This window comes from Marinobacter subterrani (assembly GCF_001045555.1).
Classification (GTDB): Bacteria; Pseudomonadota; Gammaproteobacteria; order Pseudomonadales; family Oleiphilaceae; genus Marinobacter; species Marinobacter subterrani.
In genome coordinates this window covers 395,125-416,550 of sequence record NZ_LFBU01000001.1, presented here as the reverse complement: position 1 = coordinate 416,550, position 21,426 = coordinate 395,125, and the positions used below count along the sequence as shown (strand labels likewise).

The 21,426-nt window shown below is 56.3% G+C and carries 19 protein-coding genes and 2 tRNA genes; 7 read left to right on the top strand and 14 right to left on the bottom strand.

Going from position 1 to position 21,426, the window contains the following annotated elements; all coding sequences use genetic code 11:
* Positions 1-188 precede the first annotated feature (188 nt).
* Genes msub_RS02015 through sdhC form a run of 4 tightly spaced genes read right to left on the bottom strand, consistent with a single transcriptional unit; the run spans position 189 to position 3,396 of the window.
* Positions 189-893: a succinate dehydrogenase iron-sulfur subunit gene (locus tag msub_RS02015; protein ID WP_048494475.1), complete on the bottom strand. Its 705-nt coding sequence runs from the start codon at positions 891-893 to the stop codon at positions 189-191.
* 14 nt (positions 894-907) lie between these two features.
* The gene (sdhA, locus tag msub_RS02010) at positions 908-2,680 is read right to left on the bottom strand and encodes a succinate dehydrogenase flavoprotein subunit (protein ID WP_048494474.1); all 1,773 of its coding nucleotides are present in this window, start codon (positions 2,678-2,680) and stop codon (positions 908-910) included.
* A 3-nt stretch (positions 2,681-2,683) separates the two neighbouring features.
* On the bottom strand, positions 2,684-3,028 hold the full coding sequence (sdhD, locus tag msub_RS02005) for a succinate dehydrogenase, hydrophobic membrane anchor protein (protein ID WP_048494473.1): 345 nt from the start codon (positions 3,026-3,028) through the stop codon (positions 2,684-2,686).
* Positions 3,022-3,396: a succinate dehydrogenase, cytochrome b556 subunit gene (gene sdhC, locus msub_RS02000; protein ID WP_048494472.1), complete on the bottom strand. Its 375-nt coding sequence runs from the start codon at positions 3,394-3,396 to the stop codon at positions 3,022-3,024. The genes sdhD and sdhC overlap by 7 nt, the downstream gene beginning before the upstream one ends.
* A gap of 478 nt (positions 3,397-3,874) precedes the next feature.
* Here sdhC and gltA point away from each other — a divergent pair, with 478 nt between their 5' ends.
* Together gltA and msub_RS01990 are read left to right on the top strand one after the other, a co-directional pair.
* Complete coding sequence (gene gltA / locus msub_RS01995; RefSeq protein ID WP_048494471.1) at positions 3,875-5,149, top strand: citrate synthase; 1,275 nt, start codon at positions 3,875-3,877, stop codon at positions 5,147-5,149.
* Between the two features lie 118 nt (positions 5,150-5,267).
* A complete protein-coding gene (locus msub_RS01990) occupies positions 5,268-6,140 on the top strand; it encodes an NAD(P)-dependent oxidoreductase (RefSeq protein ID WP_048494470.1) in 873 nt (290 codons plus the stop codon).
* Positions 6,141-6,207: 67 nt separating this feature from the next.
* On the opposite strand, the gene topA is transcribed toward msub_RS01990, so the two are convergent.
* The 3 genes from topA to fadB all read right to left on the bottom strand — a co-directional run bounded on the left by topA (position 6,208) and on the right by fadB (position 12,455).
* Positions 6,208-8,850 carry a type I DNA topoisomerase gene (gene topA, locus msub_RS01985; protein WP_048494469.1) on the bottom strand — a complete coding sequence of 881 codons (2,643 nt, stop codon included), beginning with the start codon at positions 8,848-8,850 and terminating at the stop codon, positions 6,208-6,210.
* Between the two features lie 248 nt (positions 8,851-9,098).
* Positions 9,099-10,274, bottom strand: a complete 1,176-nt coding sequence (fadA, locus tag msub_RS01980; protein ID WP_048494468.1) for an acetyl-CoA C-acyltransferase FadA — start codon at positions 10,272-10,274, stop codon at positions 9,099-9,101.
* A gap of 33 nt (positions 10,275-10,307) precedes the next feature.
* On the bottom strand, positions 10,308-12,455 hold the full coding sequence (gene fadB, locus msub_RS01975) for a fatty acid oxidation complex subunit alpha FadB (protein ID WP_048494467.1): 2,148 nt from the start codon (positions 12,453-12,455) through the stop codon (positions 10,308-10,310).
* 435 nt (positions 12,456-12,890) lie between these two features.
* On the opposite strand from fadB, the gene msub_RS01970 reads away from it, so the two are divergent.
* Positions 12,891-13,709: a hypothetical protein gene (locus tag msub_RS01970; protein ID WP_048494466.1), complete on the top strand. Its 819-nt coding sequence runs from the start codon at positions 12,891-12,893 to the stop codon at positions 13,707-13,709.
* A gap of 151 nt (positions 13,710-13,860) precedes the next feature.
* Positions 13,861-14,295: a universal stress protein gene (locus tag msub_RS01965; RefSeq protein ID WP_048494465.1), complete on the top strand. Its 435-nt coding sequence runs from the start codon at positions 13,861-13,863 to the stop codon at positions 14,293-14,295.
* A 55-nt stretch (positions 14,296-14,350) separates the two neighbouring features.
* On the opposite strand, the gene msub_RS01960 is transcribed toward msub_RS01965, so the two are convergent.
* From msub_RS01960 to msub_RS01935, 6 genes are all read right to left on the bottom strand, one after another.
* Positions 14,351-15,019 (bottom strand): DUF6901 family protein, encoded by a 669-nt coding sequence (locus msub_RS01960; RefSeq protein ID WP_048494464.1) that lies wholly within the window; start codon positions 15,017-15,019, stop codon positions 14,351-14,353.
* Positions 15,016-16,956, bottom strand: coding sequence for an ATP-binding cassette domain-containing protein (locus msub_RS01955; protein WP_048494463.1), 1,941 nt, complete (start codon positions 16,954-16,956; stop codon positions 15,016-15,018). Before msub_RS01955 ends, msub_RS01960 begins: the two co-directional genes overlap by 4 nt.
* A gap of 8 nt (positions 16,957-16,964) precedes the next feature.
* A complete protein-coding gene (locus msub_RS01950) occupies positions 16,965-17,759 on the bottom strand; it encodes an MOSC domain-containing protein (protein WP_048494462.1) in 795 nt (264 codons plus the stop codon).
* A 135-nt stretch (positions 17,760-17,894) separates the two neighbouring features.
* A tRNA-Gly gene (locus tag msub_RS01945) sits at positions 17,895-17,970 on the bottom strand.
* 58 nt (positions 17,971-18,028) lie between these two features.
* Positions 18,029-18,745: a murein L,D-transpeptidase catalytic domain family protein gene (locus msub_RS01940; RefSeq protein WP_082146379.1), complete on the bottom strand. Its 717-nt coding sequence runs from the start codon at positions 18,743-18,745 to the stop codon at positions 18,029-18,031.
* A 179-nt stretch (positions 18,746-18,924) separates the two neighbouring features.
* Entirely contained in the window at positions 18,925-19,527 is a 603-nt protein-coding gene (locus msub_RS01935; RefSeq protein WP_048494461.1) for a DUF924 family protein, read from the bottom strand.
* 100 nt (positions 19,528-19,627) lie between these two features.
* On the opposite strand from msub_RS01935, the gene msub_RS01930 reads away from it, so the two are divergent.
* The 3 genes from msub_RS01930 (at position 19,628) to msub_RS01920 (ending at position 21,130) form a co-directional block, all read left to right on the top strand.
* Positions 19,628-20,002, top strand: coding sequence for a sirohydrochlorin chelatase (locus msub_RS01930; protein ID WP_048494460.1), 375 nt, complete (start codon positions 19,628-19,630; stop codon positions 20,000-20,002).
* 54 nt (positions 20,003-20,056) lie between these two features.
* Complete coding sequence (locus msub_RS01925) at positions 20,057-20,968, top strand: TIGR01777 family oxidoreductase (protein ID WP_048494459.1); 912 nt, start codon at positions 20,057-20,059, stop codon at positions 20,966-20,968.
* 86 nt (positions 20,969-21,054) lie between these two features.
* Positions 21,055-21,130: transfer RNA gene (locus tag msub_RS01920), tRNA-Glu, on the top strand.
* 46 nt (positions 21,131-21,176) lie between these two features.
* Here msub_RS01920 and ccoM read toward each other — a convergent pair.
* Positions 21,177-21,329 (bottom strand): cytochrome c oxidase subunit CcoM, encoded by a 153-nt coding sequence (ccoM, locus tag msub_RS22510; RefSeq protein ID WP_197083770.1) that lies wholly within the window; start codon positions 21,327-21,329, stop codon positions 21,177-21,179.
* Between the last annotated feature and the right edge of the window lie 97 nt (positions 21,330-21,426).

Sequence of the window (21,426 nt, the reverse complement as noted above, 5' to 3'; positions counted from 1 at the left end):
TCCCCGGTGGTTTTTTGTACTCAGCAAAGCTGGGTGAAAACTTGGTAAGTTCCCGCCACGACTCAGATAGTGTGCACTTCTATAAGACTTTTGACCATAAGCCTTTGGTTGAAGGCCCCGCGAACAGCGGGGCCTTCCGGGCACTAACCTGATCAAGACAGTATAGCGTCTGCCTGCAATTCTGCCGCTTAAGTCGCCCGTTGCAGCAGAAGATTCCGGATATGGCCGATTGCCCTTGTGGGGTTCAGGCCTTTCGGACAGACACTGACACAGTTCATGATGCCACGGCACCGGAAAACGCTGAACGGGTCGTCCAGATTTGCCAACCGTTCTGCCTGGGCCGTATCGCGGCTGTCCGCCAGGAAGCGGTAAGCCTGCAACAATCCCGCAGGGCCGATGAACTTGTCCGGATTCCACCAGAACGACGGGCAGGATGTGGAACAGCAGGCACAGAGAATGCACTCGTAAAGGCCATCCAGCTTTTCCCGGTCTTCCGGCGACTGCAGGCGCTCGATGGCGGGCGCCGGCTTGTCGTTCACAAGGTACGGCATGACTTTTTCATACTGCTTGTAGAAAAGGCTCATGTCGACAACAAGATCACGGATTACAGGCAGTCCCGGCAGCGGCCGCAGAACCAGCTTGTCATGTTTCACAACCTGGGAAACCGGTGTAATACAAGCCAGGCCGTTCTTGCCGTTCATGTTCATACCGTCAGAGCCACAAACGCCCTCACGACAGGAGCGACGGTAGGCCACCGAGGGATCGCGCTCCTTCATGAGATTCAGAACATCAAGGACCATCAGATCCTTACCTGCCGGAATCTCGACCTCTACGTCCTGCATATAGGGCGCGTTGTCGGTTTCCGGGTTATAACGATAAAGGCTTACTAACATTTTCAACGTCCCCCTTAGTAAGTCCGGACCTTCGGCTCGAACGTGGCTACGGTCTTCGGCGCAAAGTTCACATCACGCTTGCCAACACGCTTGTCTAGCGGGAAGTACATGGAGTGCTTCAGCCAGTTTTCGTCGTCACGCTCGGTGAAGTCATTTCGAGCGTGGGCACCACGACTTTCCTTGCGCTCGAATGCTGAAATAGCGGTCGCCAGGGCGACTTCGTAAAGGTTATCGAGCTCGAGCGCTTCGATGCGCGCGGTGTTGAAGGCGTTACTGGTGTCGTCCAACCGGGTGTTACGAACGCGCTTACCGATGGCCTCCAGCTTTTTCAGCCCCTCTTCCATGCTCTTGCCATCACGGAATACGCCAAAATACAACTGCATGCAGTTCTGGAGCTCCTTGCGAACTTCCGCAACACTCTCCCCTTCTGACGCACTGTTGAGACGATCGAGCCGCGCCATGGCACGCTTGATGTCTTCCTCGCTGGCCCCATCGACCTCAAAGCCACCGCGCAGCTGTTCTTCGATGTGCAGGCCGGCCGCTCGACCGAACACCACCAGATCCAGCAGAGAGTTACCACCCAGGCGATTGGCACCGTGCACCGATACGCAGGCAGCCTCACCGCAGGCGAACAGGCCGGGAATCGGCTTGTCTTTGCCATTTTCGTCCTGGGTCAGGGCCTGGCCACCCACATTGGTCGGAATACCACCCATCATGTAATGACAGGTCGGAACCACAGGGATCGGCTCTTTTACCGGGTCCACATGGGCAAAGGTACGGGACAGCTCGCAGATACCTGGCAGACGCAGGTTCAGGGTTTCTTCACCGAGGTGGTCCAGCTTCAGCAGAACGTGATCCTTGTCGGGGCCACAACCTCGCCCTTCCAGAATCTCGATAACCATTGAACGGGCAACCACATCGCGACCCGCCAGATCTTTTGCGTTGGGCGCATAACGCTCCATGAAACGCTCGCCTTCGGCGTTGATCAGATAACCACCCTCACCCCGGCAACCCTCGGTTACCAGAGTACCAGCACCATAGATGCCGGTGGGATGGAACTGCCACATCTCCATATCCTGCATCGGGAAGCCGGCGCGCAGCGCCATACCGACGCCATCACCGGTGTTGATCAGGGCATTGGTGGTCGATGCGTAGATACGGCCGGCACCGCCTGTCGCCAGAACCGTCGCCTTGGATTTGATGTAGGCCACTTCGCCGGTTTCAACCTCGATGGCAACAACACCAACAACTTCGTTCTTGCCGTTCTTCACGAGATCTACGGCGTACCACTCATTCAGGAAGGTCGTACCGCCCTTGATGTTTGCCTGATAAAGAGTATGCAGGAGCGCATGACCGGTGCGGTCAGCAGCGGCACAGGTACGTGCGGCCTGAGTCGGGTCATCCGGGCCCTTGGACTGGCCACCGAACGGGCGCTGGTAAATACGGCCCTGCTCGGTACGGGAGAACGGCAGCCCCATGTGCTCCAGCTCGAAAACAGCCTGGGGGCCCACAGAACACATGTATTCAACGGCATCCTGGTCGGCGATGTAGTCCGAGCCCTTAACCGTGTCATACATGTGCCAGCGCCAGTCGTCGTTGGGATCAGCACTTGCAATGGCACAGGTAATGCCGCCCTGGGCAGATACCGTATGCGAACGCGTCGGAAAGACTTTGGTGATACACGCGGTATTAACGCCGGACTCAGTCAACTGCAGCGCAGCCCGCATTCCGGACCCACCGCCACCGATCACGATCGCGTCATAAGACATGGTCTTGATATTAGCCATCAATTAAAGCCCCCAAATAATCTGAACACCCCAGACCACATACACAAACATGGTCAGACCACACGCTGCCTGCACAATAAACCTTGGGCCCATGGGCTTGATGTAGTCTGTGGTTACCGTCCACAGACCGACCCAGGCGTGCGCACCAATGGACAACAGTGCCATCAGAGTAAAAATACGGAACCAGGTCTGATCGAACAGGGCCGACCAGGACTCGTAGTTCACGTCAGTGGTCAGCATGAAACCAAGCAGGAAAATTGTATACAAAGCAAGTACGTAGGCGGTTACCCGCTGGATCATCCAGTCAAAAACACCACTGCGACCCAGGTTCGTGACGCTGTTTACCATACCCAGACTCCTGCCAGAACGATGAGAATAACGGAAACCACAATCGTGATCTTCGCGGCGAGGCGGCCGCTCTCCAGCTCTTCACCAATGCCCATGTCCATGAACAGGTGCTTGATACCTGCAACCAGGTGGTACAGCAGAGCAGACAAAATGCCCCAGATAATCAGCTTGGCAAGGAAGCTGTCCAGCAGTTCACTTACACGGCTGAAGCCCTCTTCCCCGGACAGGGAAAGCTGAAGCCCGTAAAGCATGAACGCAACACCAACAAAAATGATGATGCCGCTGATGCGGTGCAATATGGACGTAATGGCTGGCAGCGGAAAATGAAACTTGCCGAGATCGAGATTTACTGGTCGTTTGCTATTCACAGCGCTCTCACACTCTCTCTTGGTTCCGCGGAACCGGAAAACCGGGTGCGGATGGTTGGTATGTAAGGATCAGCGCGCCGAAACGAAACCGGCGCACGATTGGCTCAGGAGGGAGGCAACCTGACCGGCAACCCGCGAATTCAGGTTACCGAAAACAGGTTAATCCCCGATTCCGGGCTACGGATTATAAGGAGTACCCTAAGCAATTACAAACCTGCAACGCCCTGTGGGCCGTGTATTTCAGGGGGTTAGGCAAGCTATAAGGATTATTGACAAAGAATTTTTCCGCCGCAGTGCGTTGTTATTCGTGACATCCCTGATTTACAAGCCGTGTCAAATTCGGGCTTTTCCGGACTCTGCCATTGACAAAAAAAGCCAACGCCCTATATTTTGCCGCCAGTTTTGCGATAATACGCGCCTTTCTAGCGCATCTATAATCATAGATAAAGCTGTCAAAGCTGATAAATAGGAGAGCACCATGACCGACAGGAAAGCCACGCTCTCGGTGGGGGACAAGTCCATTGAGCTACCGATCTATTCCGGCACCGTCGGCCCTGACGTTATCGACGTACGAGGCCTGGTCCAGGAAGGCGTTTTCACATACGACCCGGGATTCGTATCCACAGCAGCCTGTGAATCAGCCATTACCTACATTGACGGTGCAAACGGTGTTCTCCTGCACCGGGGCTATCCGATAGAACAACTGGCCGAGCACTCCGACTACCTGGAAGTCTGCTACCTCCTTCTCCATGGCGAACTCCCCAATGCCGAAGAGAACAAGCAGTTCCATGATACGATCAAGAACCACACCATGCTGCACGACCAGATGCGGAACTTCTTCCAGGGTTTCCGTCGTGACGCTCACCCGATGGCCATCATGTGCGGTGTCGTTGGCGCCCTCTCGGCTTTCTATCACGACCAGATGGACGTGACCGATCAGACCCAGCGGGAGATTACTGCGCATCGCCTGATTGCGAAAATGCCCACCATTGCTGCCTGGTGTTACAAGTACAGCCTCGGCCAGCCGTTCATGTATCCGAAGAATAACCTGTCCTACTCCGAAAACTTCCTGCAGATGATGTTTGGCGTACCCTGCGAGGAGTACAAGCCGAACCCGATCCTGGCCAAAGCCATGGACAAGATCTTTATTCTGCACGCCGATCACGAGCAGAACGCCTCAACCTCTACCGTGCGCCTTGCCGGATCCACCGGCGCCAACCCCTACGCCTGTATTGCTTCTGGCATTGCAGCACTCTGGGGACCGGCTCACGGCGGCGCTAACGAAGCGGTACTGGACATGCTGGCGGAGATCGGTGACGAGTCCAATATCGAGAAGTTCATTGCCAAGGCCAAAGACAAGGATGATCCTTTCCGCCTGATGGGCTTCGGCCACCGGGTCTACAAGAACTTCGACCCGCGCGCCAAGGTTATGGCCGAAACCGCTCACGAAGTCCTTACCGAGCTTGGCCTGGAGAATGATCCTCTGCTGAAGATCGCCCAACGCCTGGAAAAAATTGCGCTGGAAGACGAATACTTTGTGAAGCGCCAGCTCTACCCGAACGTTGACTTCTACTCCGGCATCATCCTGAAGGCAATCGGCATTCCGACCTCTATGTTCACGGTGATTTTCGCCATGTCCCGCACGATCGGCTGGTTCTCTCACTGGAACGAAATGGTCAGTGGTGACTACCGCATTGGTCGCCCGCGCCAGCTTTACACCGGATCCCCGAAACGGGACTACCCGACGAAGTAACGTTGTAGTGCCATAGGGCATTTACAGAAAGGCCGCTGATTCAGCGGCCTTTTTTATTCCATCCTGCCCAACTCTTCTGTGATAAGTTAATCCGACAACAAAATCAGAGGAGCAAGCGATGACTACAGCAGCATTTATCGGCCTCGGCGTCATGGGGTACCCGATGGCGGGTCACCTGGCCAACGCCGGGCTCACGGTCAGGGTCTGGAACCGGACTGCAGCCAAATCCGAACAGTGGGCAAGGGAATATTCCGGAACCGGCTGCAGCACCATTGGTGAAGCCGTGAAGGACGCCGACGTTGTTTTGACGTGCGTTGGTGCCGACCGGGATCTGAAAGCGGTTTATGAAGGCGAGGAAGGCATTCTTGCCGGCGCAGCCCCCGGAGCGGTTCTTGTCGACCACACTACCGCGTCCGCCGGCATCGCTGAATACCTGGCCGAAGCTGCCCGTAACAAGGGCATGGGCTTTATCGACGCCCCGGTCTCCGGCGGCCAGCAGGGCGCTGAAAACGGCAAGCTGACCATCATGTGCGGCGGCTCCGAAGCAGACTACGCGAAGGTTCAGCCTGTTATGGCGCATTACTCTCGGGCGCTCAACCTGATGGGCCCCGCCGGCAGCGGCCAGAAAACCAAAATGGTGAATCAGATAGCCATTGCCGGGCTGGTACAGGGTCTGTCAGAGGCACTGCACTTCGCGGAACAGGCTGGGTTGGACGTCGCCAGAGTGGTTGATGTGATTTCCAAAGGGGCCGCACAATCCTGGCAGATGGAGAATCGCTCCGGCACCATGATCGCCGGTGAATTTGAGCACGGCTTTGCCGTCGACTGGATGCGCAAGGATCTGGGTATCTGCCTGGAGGAGGCACGCAAGGTGAACGCTTCACTGCCGGTGGCTGCGCTGGTCGATCAGTTCTATGCCGACGTGCAGGCCATGGGTGGCAAACGCTGGGATACTTCTTCGCTGATACAGCGGTTAAGGAAGTTTCGATAAAAGGCTGAAATTGGGGTCAGATGAAAGCTTTCATCTGACCCCACCTTTATTTCCGGTCCCTGCTGGATTATTTTTTCTTGTCTTGCGGCTGCCACTTCCCGTTGACATACCAGGCCGACCAACCCGTCGCCTTGCCGTCCTTCTCGCTCATGACATATTGCTCCTTCGACTTCCGGCTGTAGCGGATCACCGTCGGATTGCCTTCCGGATCAGCCTCGGGAGCGTCCATCAGATAATCGTACTTGGGGTCGATTTCCTTGCGATGGGGCTTGATCTCGCTCACCAGGGGTGGACGGGTTTCACGGTTTTTCGGAAACTTGCTGGCAGCCAGGAACAGGCCAGACGCCCCGTCCCGCAGTACGTAGGTGTCATCCACCTTTTGGCACTGCAGTTCAGGCATCGGTACCGGGTCCATCTTGGGGGGTGCCGGCTCGCCATTTTTCAATAGCTTGCGAGTGTTCTTGCACTCTGTGTTGGTACAGCCAAAGTACTTGCCAAAGCGGCCGGTTTTCAGCTGCATCTCGGAGCCGCACTTGTCGCACTCCAGGGTCGGACCATCATAACCCTTGATGCGGAAGGTGCCCTGCTCTACCTCATAGCCTGAACAGTCCGGGTTGTTACCACAAACGTGCAGCTTGCGCTTCTCGTCAATCAGGTAGCTGTCCATGGCAGTGCCGCATTTGGTGCAGCGCCGCTTCTTGCGCAGCAGGCGGGTTTCGCCCTCGCCTTCCACGTCTTCATCGGCGCTGACCACCTCGTCACCCGGGATCAGGTTGATGGTGGTCTTACAGCGCTCCTTCGGCGGCAAGGCGTAGCCGGAGCACCCCAGGAACACGCCGGTGCTGGCTACACGAATCTGCATGTTACGGCTGCAGGTCGGACACGGAATGTCGGTTTCTGTTGGCGTATTGGCGCGCATGCCGCCGTCGTCGCTGCTTTCAGCGGTCTCCAGCTGCCGGCGGAACTTGCCGTAGAAATCATTAAGAACTTTTTTCCACTCGACCTCGCCCTCGGCAATCTCGTCGAGCTCGTCTTCCATCCGGGCGGTAAAATCGTAATCCATCAGATTGGGGAACGACTCGGTCAGACGTTCACTGACAATCTCGCCCATTTTCTCGGCATAGAAACGACGATTCTGCAGCCGCACATAGCCACGATCCTGAATAGTGGAAATGATCGAGGCGTAGGTCGACGGCCGGCCGATGCCCTGTTTCTCCAGCTCCTTGACAAGGCTCGCTTCAGTAAACCGAGGCGCCGGTTTGGTAAAGTGCTGGCTAGGATCAAGCTTCTTCAGGTCCAGCGTTTCATCAACCTGGATATCCGGCAGCGCCACGTCCTCATCCTTCTTGGCGGATTGCGGCGCGGCCTTGAGGAAGCCGTCAAACTTGATGATGCGCCCACGGGTGCGCAGCTCGTAATCGCCATTGGCGATAACAATAGAGGTGCTGAGAAACTCCGCATCCGCCATCTGGCAGGCGATGAACTGGCGCCAGATCAGGTCGTACAGCTTCTCGGCATCTTTCTCCAGGCCACTGATATCCGACGGGCGACGACTCACCTCGGTCGGGCGGATGGCCTCGTGGGCCTCCTGAGCGCCTTCCTTGCTGCCATAAACCCGTGGCTTCTCCGGCAGGTAGCGGTTGCCGAACTGCTTCTGGACAAACTCCCGGCAGCTGTTGACCGCATCCTGACTCAGGTTGGTGGAGTCGGTACGCATGTAGGTGATGTAACCGGCTTCATAAAGCCGCTGCGCCAGCATCATGGTTTTCTTGACGCTGAACCCCATGCGGTTGCTCGCCGCCTGTTGCAGGGTTGAGGTAATAAAGGGTGCGGACGGCCGGGACCTGGTCGGCTTGTCTTCGCGTTTGGCAACCTTGAACATGCCCGATTTCAGGCGGGCAACATGCTCAGCGCTCTGCTGTTCATTTTCTGGCCGGTAAGGCTTGTCGCCATAGCGGGTAACTTCGAATCGCACCGACTCTTTGGCCTGTTGTGCACCCAGATCGGCGTGCAACTGCCAGAACTCTTCCGGAATGAATTTACGGATCTCACGTTCGCGCTCGACAATCAGCCGTACCGCAACCGACTGCACCCGCCCGGCAGACAAGCCACGGGCCAGCTTGGCCCACAGCAGCGGCGACACCATATAACCTACTACCCGGTCAAGAAAACGCCGGGCCTGCTGGGCGTTCACCCGGTTATTGTCGAGGTTACCCGGATCGTTGAAAGCTTCCTTGATGGCCCGTTTGGTGATTTCGTTAAACACCACCCTCCGGTACTTTTCCGGCTCACCACCAATCGTTTCCTGCAGGTGCCAGGCAATCGCCTCCCCCTCGCGGTCCAAATCCGTCGCGAGATAGATATGGTCGGCGGATTTCGCCAGGCGCTTCAGTTCGCTGACCACTTTTTCCTTGCCGGGAAGGATCTCGTAACGGGCACTCCAGTCCTGATCCGGATCAACACCCATGCGCGCGACGAGCTGTTCGCGGGACTTGCGCTTCTTGTGCGCGGCCTTTTCCTCCGGGCTCATCTTGCGGGTGGCAGCCGCCTGCCTGGCCCGCTCTTTGGGGTCGGATTGGGACCCGCTGCCACTCACTGGAAGGTCGCGAATATGCCCGACGCTCGACTTCACAATAAAGTCTGAGCCCAGGTATTTGTTGATGGTCTTCGCTTTCGCTGGCGACTCGACAATAACGAGACTTTTACCCATATCGGAGATCTGTATCCTTGGCGATAATCGGTTAAATAATCAGCAAACCGTAAACTCGCTGTAAAATCAGTCGGCTAGAAAACACTTAATAGCCGCCACATTGGTATAGGTGCATTGTTTTACAGGGTCAAGAAAAGCAAGACAACCCATTCTTCTGTTTAACGCCGGCTTTTTTGCGCGGTCAGAGACAGGAAAGCCCGGCGATTGCCGGGCCTTCCGAGAGCTTGAATCCAATCCGGCTTAGGGGATCAGAGCCGCTCCCATACAGTCGCAATGCCCTGACCAAGGCCGATACACATGGTGGAAACACCAAGCTTACCGCCTTTGGCCTGCATCACATTCAGCAGGGTTGTCGAGATCCGTGCACCGGAGCAGCCCAGCGGATGGCCCAGGGCAATCGCACCACCATTCAAGTTCACTTTCTCTTCCATCACGCCCAGCAGCTTCAGGTCTTTCAGGACTGGCAGAGACTGGCCGGCGAAGGCTTCGTTCAGTTCCCAGAAGTCGATGTCCTCAACCTTGAGACCTGCACGCTTGAGCGCCTTCTTGGTGGCCGGAACCGGGCCATAGCCCATGATCGCGGGATCACAGCCGGCAACAGCCATGCTGCGGATCCGGGCCATGGGCTTCAGGCCCAGGGCTTCGGCGCGCTCAGCAGACATAAGCACCATGGCAGCCGCACCATCGGTCAACTGGGAAGACGTACCGGCAGTCACAGTACCGTTCTTCGGATCAAAAGCCGGCTTCAACTGGCCAAGTGACTCGGCCGTTGTTTCCGGACGAATGGTCTCGTCTTCTTCGATCAGCTTCACGTAGCCATTTTCGTCGTGACCCTGAATAGGCACGATTTCATTCTTGAAACGGCCTTCTACGGTCGCTTCATGGGCCAGGCGGTGAGACCGTGCACCGAACTCGTCCTGCTGCTCACGGGTGATGCCGTGCATCTTCGCCAGCATTTCCGCGGTCAGGCCCATCATGTTGGACGCCTTGGCAGAGTACTTGGACGCAGCCGGGTTGTGGTCAAAGCCTTCGGTCATGGGTACGTGCCCCATGTGCTCGACCCCACCGACGAAGAACACATCACCGTTACCGGTCATGATGGCCTGGGCGGCAGTGTGAATCGCACTCATGGCGGAACCACACAGACGGTTCACGGTCTGCGCCGCAGACTCGTGGGGAATGCGGGTCAGCAGGGAAATCTGACGCGCCACGTTGAAGCCCTGCTCCTTGGTCTGGTTTACACAGCCCCAGATAACATCTTCAACTTCTTTCGGGTCGAGCTTCGGGTTGCGCTCAAACAGTGCTTCGATCAGAGCGGCGGACAGGGTCTCTGCACGCACGTTCCGGAAACAACCATTTTTGGCACGACCCATCGGAGTCCGCACGCAATCGACGACGACAACGTCTCTCGGATTAAGGCTCATAGATCTTTCTCCGTTCGGAAATCTCGTTCAGGGTTAGCCAAAGAACTTTTTGCCAGTCTTGGCCATTTCACGCAGCTTCTCGGTCGGGTGGTAAAGAGGACCAAGGTCTGCAAACTTGTCTGCCAGCTCGACGAATTTGTCTACACCCATATCGTCGATATAGCGCAGGGCACCACCCCGGAACGGCGGGAAGCCGATACCGAAAATCAGGCCCATATCAGCGTCTGCCGGATCTTCGACAATGCCGTCTTCCAGGCAGCGAACGGTTTCCAGGCACAGAGGAATCATCATACGAGCGATGATGTCTTCTTCACTGAACTCGTTCTTACCCTGAACAACCGGCTCGAGCAACTTGTAGGTCTCTTCGTCGACAACCTTCTTCTGCTTGCCCTTGCGGTCCAGTTCATACTTGTAGAAGCCCTTGTCGTTCTTCTGTCCGTAACGGTTGTTATCGAACATCACGTCAATGGCGGTTGTGCCCTCGTGCTTCATGCGATCCGGGAAGCCGTCTGCCATGACTTCACCAGCGTGCTTGCCGGTATCCATGCCGACAACGTCCAGCAGATAGGCAGGGCCCATCGGCCAGCCGAACTTCTCCATGACCTTGTCAACCTGCTGGAAGTCCGCGCCGTCACGCACCAGGCCGATAAAGCCACCGAAGTACGGGAACAGAACACGGTTTACCAGGAAGCCCGGGCAATCGTTGACAACGATCGGGGTCTTGCCCATGGCCTTGGCATAGGCCACGGTAGTTGCGATGGCGCGATCGCTGGTTTTCTTGCCGCGGATAACCTCAACCAGCGGCATCATGTGCACCGGGTTGAAGAAGTGCATGCCACAGAAGTTTTCCGGGCGCTTCAGGTTCTTGGCCAGAAGGTCGATGGAAATCGTCGAGGTGTTGGAGGTCAGGATGGCATCCTCGCGCACCGCGTCTTCGGTCTCGCGCAGTACTGCATCCTTCACTTTCGGGTTCTCAACAACAGCTTCAACAACCAGGTCTACGTTCTTGAAATCACCATAGTTCAGGGTTGGCGTAATGCTGTTCAGCACGTCGGCCATCTGATCGGGCTTCATCTTGCCCTTCTCGACCCGCTTGGTCAGAAGCTTTTTGGCTTCTTTCAGCCCCAGGGCGATACCGTCCTGGTTGATGTCCTTCATGATGATCGGCGTGCCTTTCAGCGCGGACTGGAATGCAACGCCGCCGCCCATGATACCGGCGCCGAGAACGGCGGCCAGGTTCACGTCGTTGGCTTCTTTTTCCCAGGCCTTGGCCTTCTTCTTGAGCTCCTGATCGTTCAGGAACAGGCCCACCAGGCACGCCGCAACGTTGGTCTTGGCCATCTTGGCGAAGCCCTTGGCTTCCACTTCGATTGCCTTGTCACGGGTCATGCCGGCATGTTTCTGCATGACCTTGATGGCTTCAACCGGCGCCGGGTAGTTCTTGCCAGCCTTGCCGGCGACAAACGCCTTGGAGATCTCGAATGCCATCATGCTTTCCATGGCATTGAGCTTGATCTTCCCCTTCTTCTCTTCGCGACGGGCCAGGTTATCCAGCTTGCCTTCGTTACACTGCCGGATAATGGCCACGGCGGATTCAACCAGCTGGTCGGACTCGACCACGGCGTCAACAGCACCAACCTTCAATGCCACATCCGCACGGTTCTCGGTGCCGCCGCTGATCCACTCAACGGCGTTATCGACACCCACCAGACGGGAAAGTCGCACGGTACCACCGAAGCCCGGGAAGATGCCCAGCTTCACTTCCGGAAGTCCGACTTTGGCCTTCTTGTCCATGACCCGGTAGTCAGTCGCCAGGCACATCTCGAAACCGCCGCCCAGAGCCATACCGTTGATTGCGGTAACAGTCGGGAACGGCAGGTCTTCAACGGCACTGAATACTTCGTTGGCCTTGAGGTTGTTGGCTACCAGGTCCTCTTCCGAACCGGCGAACAGCTCGGTGAATTCGGTAATATCGGCACCAACAATGAAGCTATCCTTGGAGCTGGTAACCACCAGACCCTTCAGGTTCTTTTGCGCTTTCAGTGCGTCAGTCGCGGCGCGGAGCTCTTCAATAGTGAGACGGTTGAACTTGTTGACTGACTCGCCCTGCAAGTCGAAGTTCAACTGAGCGATCCCGCCTTCGATCTCTTTAACCGTGATGGCTTTACCTTCGTAAATCATCAACTGATCTCCAGTCTGTGTTTGGAACTGCTTCCAGCCGAGCGGTACTTTTTGATTCACCGGCGTGGCTGTTTGTGCAGCGAGATTTCGGTCACTGCCCGATCATCCGATTCAAAATTCATACAGTCGTTTGAATCGTGAGGGCACACGATGAAAAAAAACGGCGCGTTTGTCAATTTGTTTCTTCTGGAAGGGTGCAATTGTCTCCGGAAAACCGCCGGCACCCGAAGAAAATGCGAATGGAATTGTTATATTTCAGTGAACTGGATTTCATTCTTGAGAAAAAACCGGAACTTCGTCACGCAAATTTAAAATTTGTTTACATTTGCGGACTCTGAAGACGCCAAAACTGCTTGATTGGCAGGCGGAGTTACTTTACCGTCGATTTACGACTTTAGTCCACAATAATAAAACAGCACCACGGAGACCCATCCGATGAAAGACACCACCCTGCGGCTACGCTCCCTGGTAGCACCGCTTATTTTTCTGGCAATAACTTCGATGGCTGTCCGGGCACAGGAAGGTGCAAACGGGTTCCTCGCCGACCTTCACGATTTCCGGGTCAGCAACTACATGGCACTGGATGCTTTCTACCGCTTCAGTGGCACTGGCAATACCGAAACCCTGAACGAGATTGTCCAGGGCATCAACTCTGCCAACGACGCCATGAACTCTCTTGCCGAAAGCGATTCCGGTGTGCTGTCTGCCGAACAACTGGAAGCGCTGAACCAGGAATTCGACAGGTTCAAGAACTTGATGCGCGACAACATCAATGATGTTCGGAAGAGGGGCTACCCGGACCTGAGACTGGTGTCCGACATGGCCAATCAGGCCTTCACCATGAACGAAAAGGCCACGGAGTTATATGAGGTAGCACAGGAAAGCACCCATACTGCAACCGACCCGAGAGTCGAAGCGGCACGCTCCGCCGCCGTGAAAATGGCCCAGATGATGGCCAAGTACTCGGTGCGCTCCAACTCAGCCGTAACCCAGACCTTCCAGGGCTCATCCACTGAAAAGCCGCTTGACGAACAGGCCCGGGAACTCGATGCCCTGCTGGGCTCTGTTATCCAGGGCCAGGGCACGCCCGAACTGAAGGCAGTACTGAATGACATTTCCTCCAAATGGCAATTTATCCGCGGCTCCTATATCAATTACAACGAAAGGAATGTCGGCTTCGTTATTGACCGTTATTCGAAGGGCATCCTCAAGGGGCTTGCTACCACTATTGAGCTCCTGCAAGGCAACGCCTGATCCCTCTCCCGTTTCCGGCAGACCTGATTGCCTGCCGGAAACGCCAGTTTCCGCGTTCGTTATTGATACCGGTCACTTTCCCTCTACACTGTTCGAACTAGACTGAACATACTATCCTCAGAAAGTTATTCATGCACGAAGGAGCGATGCCATGCCCGCCTATAAAAAGATGCTGGTTGCAATTGATCTGACTGAAGAAGCGCCGCAGGTGCTCGACAAAGCGAAAGCGGTGAGTGAGGCCCATGGTGCAGAACTGGTACTGGTACACGTCGTGGAGCCCGTCGGCTATGCCTACGGCGGGGATATACCGATGGATCTCACGGAGCTCCAAGACCAGCTCGACAAGGCGGCCCATGAGCAACTGGGTAATTACGGTGATCAGTACGGTGTTGCAAAGACCAATCAGGTGGTCACCGTCGGGCGCCCGGAATCGGAAATTCACCGCCTGGCGAAGGAACACAACGCGGATCTGGTGATCGTGGGCAGCCACGGAAGAAAGGGCTTCCAGCTTTTGCTGGGCTCAACCGCCAATGGGGTCCTGCACGGTACCGAGTGCGACGTTCTGGCGGTACGAATACACGGTTAACCGTTACTATATTAGCCCGGGCCATAGCCCGGGCCAGTTACTGGAGCTACGGCCGTTACCCCTGATCGCCGGCCATTTTGCCCTCAAGCTTGCGAAGCTGACTTTCCAGGGAAAAGCTGACGCTGGACGCCATCGAAAAGAAGTTAAGTAACGCCTTCAAGTTACTGTCACCCTTGCAAACCGAGTGAATACGTTGCCAAAGGGCCTGATTCACAAGCTGCAACCTCTGATTCCTGTCAACCAGCCCCTTGAGATCCCAGTCCGGCGATTCATGATTCCGCTTGGCGAAATACTGCTGCAACAGGTAATGGGAAACGCTGCGCATGATGAATTCGTCTGTATTTGCAAAGGGTAGATGGTGCACCGCCATGGGCTTCAACTCCGCCAGCACCGGACAACCGCTGGTCGCCATTTTAAGCCCCAGGAGGGACCGCAGCGCCTCTTCCAGTGCGGTCTGTTTCAAATAGCTGCGCCGGTCATCGGTGACCTTTACTTCGACTTTCTGATAGGCGTCGTCCGCCTGAAAAGCCTCTACAACGGGCAATATTTCAGTCGCGGCGGGGCAATGAGGCGAGTCCGCAGCTTTCAGTGGGCAGTTACTGCACTGGCAATGTTCGAGCCTGGTCCATGCAGGCCAGGGCCCTGACCGCTGAGACGGCTGACCAGTAACCTTGAACTCCACGGCACGGCCGTCCTGAAACCTGAATTCATAGTTCACATTCATTGATTTGCCTGCTCTTCCAGCTCCATCCACCGCTCGATAACCTTCTCCAGACGGATTTCCCTTTCCGTCAACTCTTCCAGAGTGGCCGAGACGTCGTTCGGTGGGCCTGAATAAAAATCAGCCGAGGAAATCGTTTCCTTCAGGGCTGCAACCTCCTGCTCCAATGCTTCGATCTGCCCGGGCAGCTGTTCCAGCTCAAGTTTGAGCTTATAGCTCAGCTTGACGGGCTTGCTCTTTTTCGGAAGCTCTTGCTCTTTTACGCGTGCGGGTGCTTTTTGGCCGCCTTCTCTAATGCTTTTGGTGGCTTTGTCCTGCTTGTCCGGCCGATTGCCGGTCGCTTCCGACGGGAAGCGGCCGTCTTGCCGACGCCAGTCGGTATAGCCACCGACAAACTCCTGCACCTTGCCCGAGCCATCCAGGAAAACCGTTTCAGTGACCACATTATCAAGAAACTCCCGATCATGACTGATCACGATCACGGTTCCGGCAAATTCTGCCAACTGCTCTTCCAATAGCTCCAACGTCTCCACATCCAGGTCATTGGTCGGTTCATCAAGCACAAGGATGTTCGCCGGTTTACTGAACAGCTTGGCAAGCAGCAATCTTGCCCTTTCGCCCCCAGAGAACACACTGACCGGCGACCTGGCCCGTTCCGGGGTAAACAGGAACTCCTGCAGATAGCCAAGCACATGCTTGCTCTGGCCGTTGATATCAATAAATTCCCGGCCCTCAGACAGGTTATCCAGGGCATTGCGGGTCAGATCCAGCTCACCCCGAAGCTGATCGAAATAGGCCACTTGCAGGTTGGTCCCGAGACGCACTGAACCTTCCGTTGGTTTCAGGTCTCCGAGCAACAGGCGAACCAGCGTGGTTTTCCCGGTACCGTTTTCGCCGACAAGGCCGATCTTGTCACCCCGCAGGACGGTCAGATTCAGACCGCTGATTACCGGCGTGCCATCGGGATAGGCAAAACCCGCGTCCCGGGTTTCCACTACCAGCTTCCCGGAACGGGCGGCATCTTCCACCGCGAAGCTCGCGGTACCGCCGCGCACCCTGCGTTGCCGGTGCGCCTCGCGCATGGCCCGGAGGGCCCGCACCCGCCCCATGTTGCGGGTTCTGCGCGCCTTTATACCCTGCCGGATCCAGGCCTCCTCCTGTTTGAGCCGCTTGTCGAACAGAGCATTCTGCCGATCTTCCTCTTCCAGCGCCTTTTCCTTCAGATCAAGGTAGCGGTCATAGGTGGCAGCAAAACTCACCAGTTTTCCCCGGTCCAGTTCAACGATCCGGGTGGCCATACGCCGGATAAATGCCCGGTCGTGGCTGACAAATAGCATGGCGCCGCGAAACTGGCCCAGTGCGTCCTCGAGCCAGGCGATCGCGGGGACATCCAGGTGGTTGGTGGGTTCATCGAGCAAGAGGATGTCCGGCTCGGCCACCAGGGCTTTAGCCAGCAATACACGGCGTTGCCAGCCCCCGGACAGGGTGTTCAGCCGTTGATCCGAATCGACACCGTATTGGCCAAGAATGGAGGTCACCTTCTGGTCCAGCCGCCAGCCATCCAGCGCCTCCAGGCGCTCCTGGACTTTCATCAGGCGGTCAAGGCTGGACTCATCGGCCTGCTGGGAAAGCTTGTGGAATTCCGCCAGCAGGGCTCCGGTTTCCGGAAACGCACCAGCAACCACTTCATAGGCAGTACGGGCATCCTCTGAAGGCAGGTTCTGGGGCAACACCGCAAGTACTGTACCGTCATCCAGGCGCACCTCTCCGCCATCCGCAACCACTTCCCCGGCTACAATCTTCAACAGAGTGGACTTGCCCTCGCCATTGCGTCCCAGCAGACACACACGCTCTCCGGCGTCGATAACCAGCGAGGCCTGATCCAGCAAAGGATGCATTCCAAAAGCCAGGGAAACTGAGTCCAGGGTTAACAATGGCACGTTAGGTATCACTCCGATTTGTTGACTGTAACGGGATCACCAACCCGGATACTTCCCGGTGATTCATGAATGGCGTTCTGGCCGAAAATTACGCCGTCCGATGTTTTTCGATAGCCTGACAGGGTTCTGAGAGGCTGCAAAGCCGTGTCTTTTTGCCCTGTTGCGGGATCCACCGTGGTCATCACACAGCGGGAACAGGGCTTCACAATGCTCAGACGGTTATCGCCAATGACAAGCTGTTGCCAGTTGTCCTCGTCCCAGGGGCCGACTCCCTCTACCACAATGTTCGGGCGAAACCTGCGCATTTCGACAGGCGTATCGAGGCGCCCGTTCAGCTCAGACAGCGATGCGGTATTGGTAACAAGGAACGGAAAGCCGTCGGCAAAGCCCACACGCCGATAGGCCTCGACCCGGACAGCATCAACACGGCGGAACGAACTGTCCGGCATATAGACGAAACGTAAAGACCGACCACAGAACCGGCTCAGCGCCTCGTTGGCTTCAGGCCGGCCGATAATCGCTGGAACCCAGTCGCGCCAGACAAGCACCCGCAAGGCTAAATCTGTCGCAACCAGGGGAAATCTTCCCTCCCCGGGAATATCAATGACCACACGCTCCTCGGCCAGAATGGTGGCAACCCGCGCCAGCTCCGGCATTTCCCGCTGAGTGACAAAGCGGCGGTCATCGTCAACGATCATCCAGCGCCTGTCGCCGGCAGGACCGAAATCGTCGATATCAAAGCGGTCTACCTCAATGCCGGCCAGGGATTTGACGGGGTAAACAAACAACGAATGGACCTTCATGGCAGGCGCCTCCACCCATGGAATAAGGATAAGAAACAGGCTGCCGAGTATACCTGACCAGAAACTGCGACGCTGGTTTTGTGGTCGCCAAAATGAAAAAAACCCGGCCTCTCGCAAGACCGGGTTTTCTGAATCTGGAGCGGGAAACGAGATTCGAACTCGCGACCCCAACCTTGGCAAGGTTGTGCTCTACCAACTGAGCTATTCCCGCAACGCTGCTCGGCTGTTACCGACAACGGAGGCGTATTCTACGGATCCAACCGGCTCCGTCAACCACTTTTTTTCAGGTTTTTCCCGGCAAGTGTCTTGTTGTCGCAATTCAGGAAATCTGAACTGTGGAGCCACTGCTGATCCGGATAGTACTTGAAGACAAGCTGGCCACCCTTGAGATTATCCACCACCTCGCGAATCACCTGATTGTCGACAGCCGGACACCCATAGCTTCGGCCTATCCGACCATATTTGTTAACCCACTTATCACTCACATAGTCGGCACCATGGATAACGATCGCGCGTTCCCGGGCGTGATCATTGATACCAGGCTCCAGGCCATCGAGCCGCAGGGAGTAGCCGTGTTTGCCATAATAGGATTCACTGGCCTTGAAGAGCCCGATGCTGGACTGATGGCTGCCCTCCACGTTGGAAAACTCGGTTGACTTGAAACTCCCGGAATTCTCGCCATGGGCAACCAGGTCCCGCAACAGAAGCCGGCCTTTTTCCAGGTCAAAAATCCACAGCCGTTCCTCACGCGAGGGTAACGAAAAATCAATCACCGCGAGACGCTCAGGCATCTCGATACCACTGGAGACCGCGCAGCGGGAAGCCTTGAATGCGGTCTTCAGGACCGTTTTATCCAGTTTGGGAGCGGCTTCAGCCAACCGGTTCAGCAACTGGTCGTCCAGAGAGGCCGCGGGCAATGTCACAGGAAGAGCCCAGCACACAGCCAGTAACAGCCCTGCGGGCAAAAATCGCTGCACACTTTTCATTGCAAACACCCAGTCCACGCAGATTGAAGGGCGAACGACACGCTCTCACCCATTGCTCGATAGTGTTGCGCATTCTATCAGGCAAAATTGCCAACCCCGTCAGGATGTACACTTTTCATACAAAAATTTAAGAAACGTCCCAATCGGTCGCGTGCCGGCCGAGGCCCCGTTTACCAGTATTATTGCCCGAACCGGGGGCCTCCCTGGAGATAATCCGTTTCCTCAGGGGTTGATGCCCGCCCGAGGGCCTCGTTCCGGTGAGGGAAACGGCCAAACCTCCGGATAATCTCACGGTGGTCACGGGCTGACTGACAAAAACTGCCCATGAAATCCCGGAGGATCCCCTGAGTGGATCGGGCAAGCTGCTCGTAATATTCCACCGACCTGTCCTGATCCTTCTTTCGCTCTGAGTGCTGCAGCGGCATGTACAGAAACGCCCGCTGCACCGGGGGCAGGCGCATATCCTGCCCCCTCTCCGTTGCCTTCCGACAAAGCTTCAGAGCCTGCGGATCCTGATCAAACGCCATCCCGCTGCCCCGGAAAATGTTTCTGGAAAACTGGTCCAGCAGGATAATTTCAGCGAGTACGCCGCCGGCTTCCTGCCGCCAGTGCTCCAGACCCTGCTCGGACGCGAACAGCACGAGGGAAAGAAAGCGGCGCCGGATTTCCTGGTCGAACTTGCGGTCTGACCGGAACCATTTGTTTCGATGGTCACTGTCTGGCAGCCCATGCTCATCCAATTCACCAAACCAGAAATCCAGAATCTCTTTCCAATCGAACATTCTTTCCCACCCTGTTACTTTATATGCTGTTGCGCCCGTTTCCGGGCCGGCGCACCGGACTTACGACAGGCCCTATCAAACTGACTACTCAGGAGAGGCAATGACCAGCCCCCGCATTATTCTGTTGGCACACGGAAGCAGTGACAAGCGTTGGTGTGAAACCTTCGAGCAGCTGGCCGACCCCACACTCAAGGCTGTCGACAATGCCCGGATTGCCTACATGGAACTGGCTGAACCTTCGATGGATACTGTTATTGCACAAGGCGTCGCCGAAGGCGCCAGTGACTTCGTCATCATCCCTCTGTTTCTGGCAGCCGGACGTCATCTGCGCAAGGATGTTCCTGCTATGATCAAAGAACTGGAGCAGACACACGGCGCGAATATTCATCTGGCGCCACCAATCGGAGAAAATCCGGTACTCGGGCAGGCCATCCGGGATGTTGTGATGATGCAGCTGGAACAGGCGCCGTCCTGAGCCGGGCGCGAAGATGGCTGGCTGGTCCGCCCCATGGCGACGGGAGGAAGTCTCATGGCAAAAAAGATTCTGATTACCGGAGGTACCGGGTTTATTGGCCAGGTTCTGTGCCGCGAATTGCTGGCAGGCAACCATGAGCTGACGGTGTTCAGCCGGCAAAAGGCAGAATCGGTGAAAGCCTGCTGCGGCAGAGTGGAAGCCGTCCGCGATCTACAGCAACTGTGGTCCCACCCCGGTTTCGACGCCGTTATCAACCTCGCCGGCGAAGGCATTGCAGACAAGCGCTGGTCCGAAGCGCGCAAGCAACAACTGCGGGACAGCCGGATAGCCACGACCGAATCCCTGGTAAACGTTATCCGGAGCTGGGGGCGCGCACCCGAGGTTCTGGTTTCAGGGTCGGCGGTAGGATTTTACGGCGACCAGGGCCCGGACATCGTGACCGAGGACACCCGTCCGCACGACGAATTTACCCACCGCCTGTGCCGGGATTGGGAGAATGCCGCCCTGGCACTTTCCGAAGACGGCGTCAGAGTCTGCGTTTCACGTACAGGCGTTGTCGCAGGCCCCGGAGGCGGGTTCCTGGAACGAATGGTCCTGCCCTTCAAGCTTGGGCTTGGCGGCCGCATTGGAAGCGGCACCCAATACATGCCTTGGGTGCACAGGGATGACGTGGTCAGTGCGCTGATCTGGATGATGGAAACCAGCGATGCCTCCGGGCCATTCAATGTTGCCAGTCCCAACCCCGTCACTAATGCCGAATTTACCCGTTGCCTGGGCAAGGTGCTGCACCGTCCCACGTTATTCCCCGTCCCCGCGCCGCTGCTCAAGGCCGGCCTGGGGGAGATGTCCCGGTTACTTCTTGGAGGACAGCAAGCCATTCCCGCAAAGCTGTCCAGTGCGGGGTTCCAGTTCCGCTATTCCGATCTCGAGCAGGCACTGGCCGATTGCCTGAAACACCAACAGTGAGGCTTTTTCAAAAAAGGCGTTGACAGCCACCAGAGCCTTACTTAATATACGCGCCACCTCGACGAGGCAGCTTTAGAAAACGTTGCGTCCCCTTCGTCTAGTGGCCTAGGACTCCGCCCTTTCACGGCGGCAACAGGGGTTCGAACCCCCTAGGGGACGCCAATTTCTCAAACTGCTTTTTCCGATGGGTCTTCCCGGTACCGGCCTATCAAACCGGTTTCTGGTTTTGATTGCCTTCCTTCCTGTCCTGCTTACCGTGCGCTTTCTGGTCTTTCATCACGAAAACACCCACGCCAACGAAGAAACCAATCATCAGCACCACAGTTGCAATACCAGCAATAACAACGACGTCCGTATACATTTTTCATTCCCCTTCCGGTAGTCGACTTGATAAAACTCAGATTACGCCCGACAAGCCCGGAGGGTATTGATCCAGATCAACGGCCAAGCCACGCCTG

What these genes read in the sequence shown, in the direction of transcription:
- sdhD (WP_048494473.1), bottom strand. Translation starts at nt 3,028, where the DNA reads ATGGTAAACAGCGTCACGAACCTGGGTCGCAGTGGTGTTTTTGACTGG.
- msub_RS01940 (WP_082146379.1), bottom strand. Translation starts at nt 18,745, where the DNA reads ATGAAAAGTGTGCAGCGATTTTTGCCCGCAGGGCTGTTACTGGCTGTG.
- msub_RS01950 (WP_048494462.1), bottom strand. Translation starts at nt 17,759, where the DNA reads ATGAAGGTCCATTCGTTGTTTGTTTACCCCGTCAAATCCCTGGCCGGC.
- msub_RS02015 (WP_048494475.1), bottom strand. Translation starts at nt 893, where the DNA reads ATGTTAGTAAGCCTTTATCGTTATAACCCGGAAACCGACAACGCGCCC.
- msub_RS01930 (WP_048494460.1), top strand. Translation starts at nt 19,628, where the DNA reads ATGACCAGCCCCCGCATTATTCTGTTGGCACACGGAAGCAGTGACAAG.
- fadB (WP_048494467.1), bottom strand. Translation starts at nt 12,455, where the DNA reads ATGATTTACGAAGGTAAAGCCATCACGGTTAAAGAGATCGAAGGCGGG.
- msub_RS01960 (WP_048494464.1), bottom strand. Translation starts at nt 15,019, where the DNA reads ATGAATGTGAACTATGAATTCAGGTTTCAGGACGGCCGTGCCGTGGAG.
- topA (WP_048494469.1), bottom strand. Translation starts at nt 8,850, where the DNA reads ATGGGTAAAAGTCTCGTTATTGTCGAGTCGCCAGCGAAAGCGAAGACC.
- msub_RS01965 (WP_048494465.1), top strand. Translation starts at nt 13,861, where the DNA reads ATGCCCGCCTATAAAAAGATGCTGGTTGCAATTGATCTGACTGAAGAA.
- gltA (WP_048494471.1), top strand. Translation starts at nt 3,875, where the DNA reads ATGACCGACAGGAAAGCCACGCTCTCGGTGGGGGACAAGTCCATTGAG.
- msub_RS01925 (WP_048494459.1), top strand. Translation starts at nt 20,057, where the DNA reads ATGGCAAAAAAGATTCTGATTACCGGAGGTACCGGGTTTATTGGCCAG.
- fadA (WP_048494468.1), bottom strand. Translation starts at nt 10,274, where the DNA reads ATGAGCCTTAATCCGAGAGACGTTGTCGTCGTCGATTGCGTGCGGACT.
- msub_RS01935 (WP_048494461.1), bottom strand. Translation starts at nt 19,527, where the DNA reads ATGTTCGATTGGAAAGAGATTCTGGATTTCTGGTTTGGTGAATTGGAT.
- ccoM (WP_197083770.1), bottom strand. Translation starts at nt 21,329, where the DNA reads ATGTATACGGACGTCGTTGTTATTGCTGGTATTGCAACTGTGGTGCTG.
- msub_RS01970 (WP_048494466.1), top strand. Translation starts at nt 12,891, where the DNA reads ATGAAAGACACCACCCTGCGGCTACGCTCCCTGGTAGCACCGCTTATT.
- msub_RS01990 (WP_048494470.1), top strand. Translation starts at nt 5,268, where the DNA reads ATGACTACAGCAGCATTTATCGGCCTCGGCGTCATGGGGTACCCGATG.
- sdhA (WP_048494474.1), bottom strand. Translation starts at nt 2,680, where the DNA reads ATGGCTAATATCAAGACCATGTCTTATGACGCGATCGTGATCGGTGGC.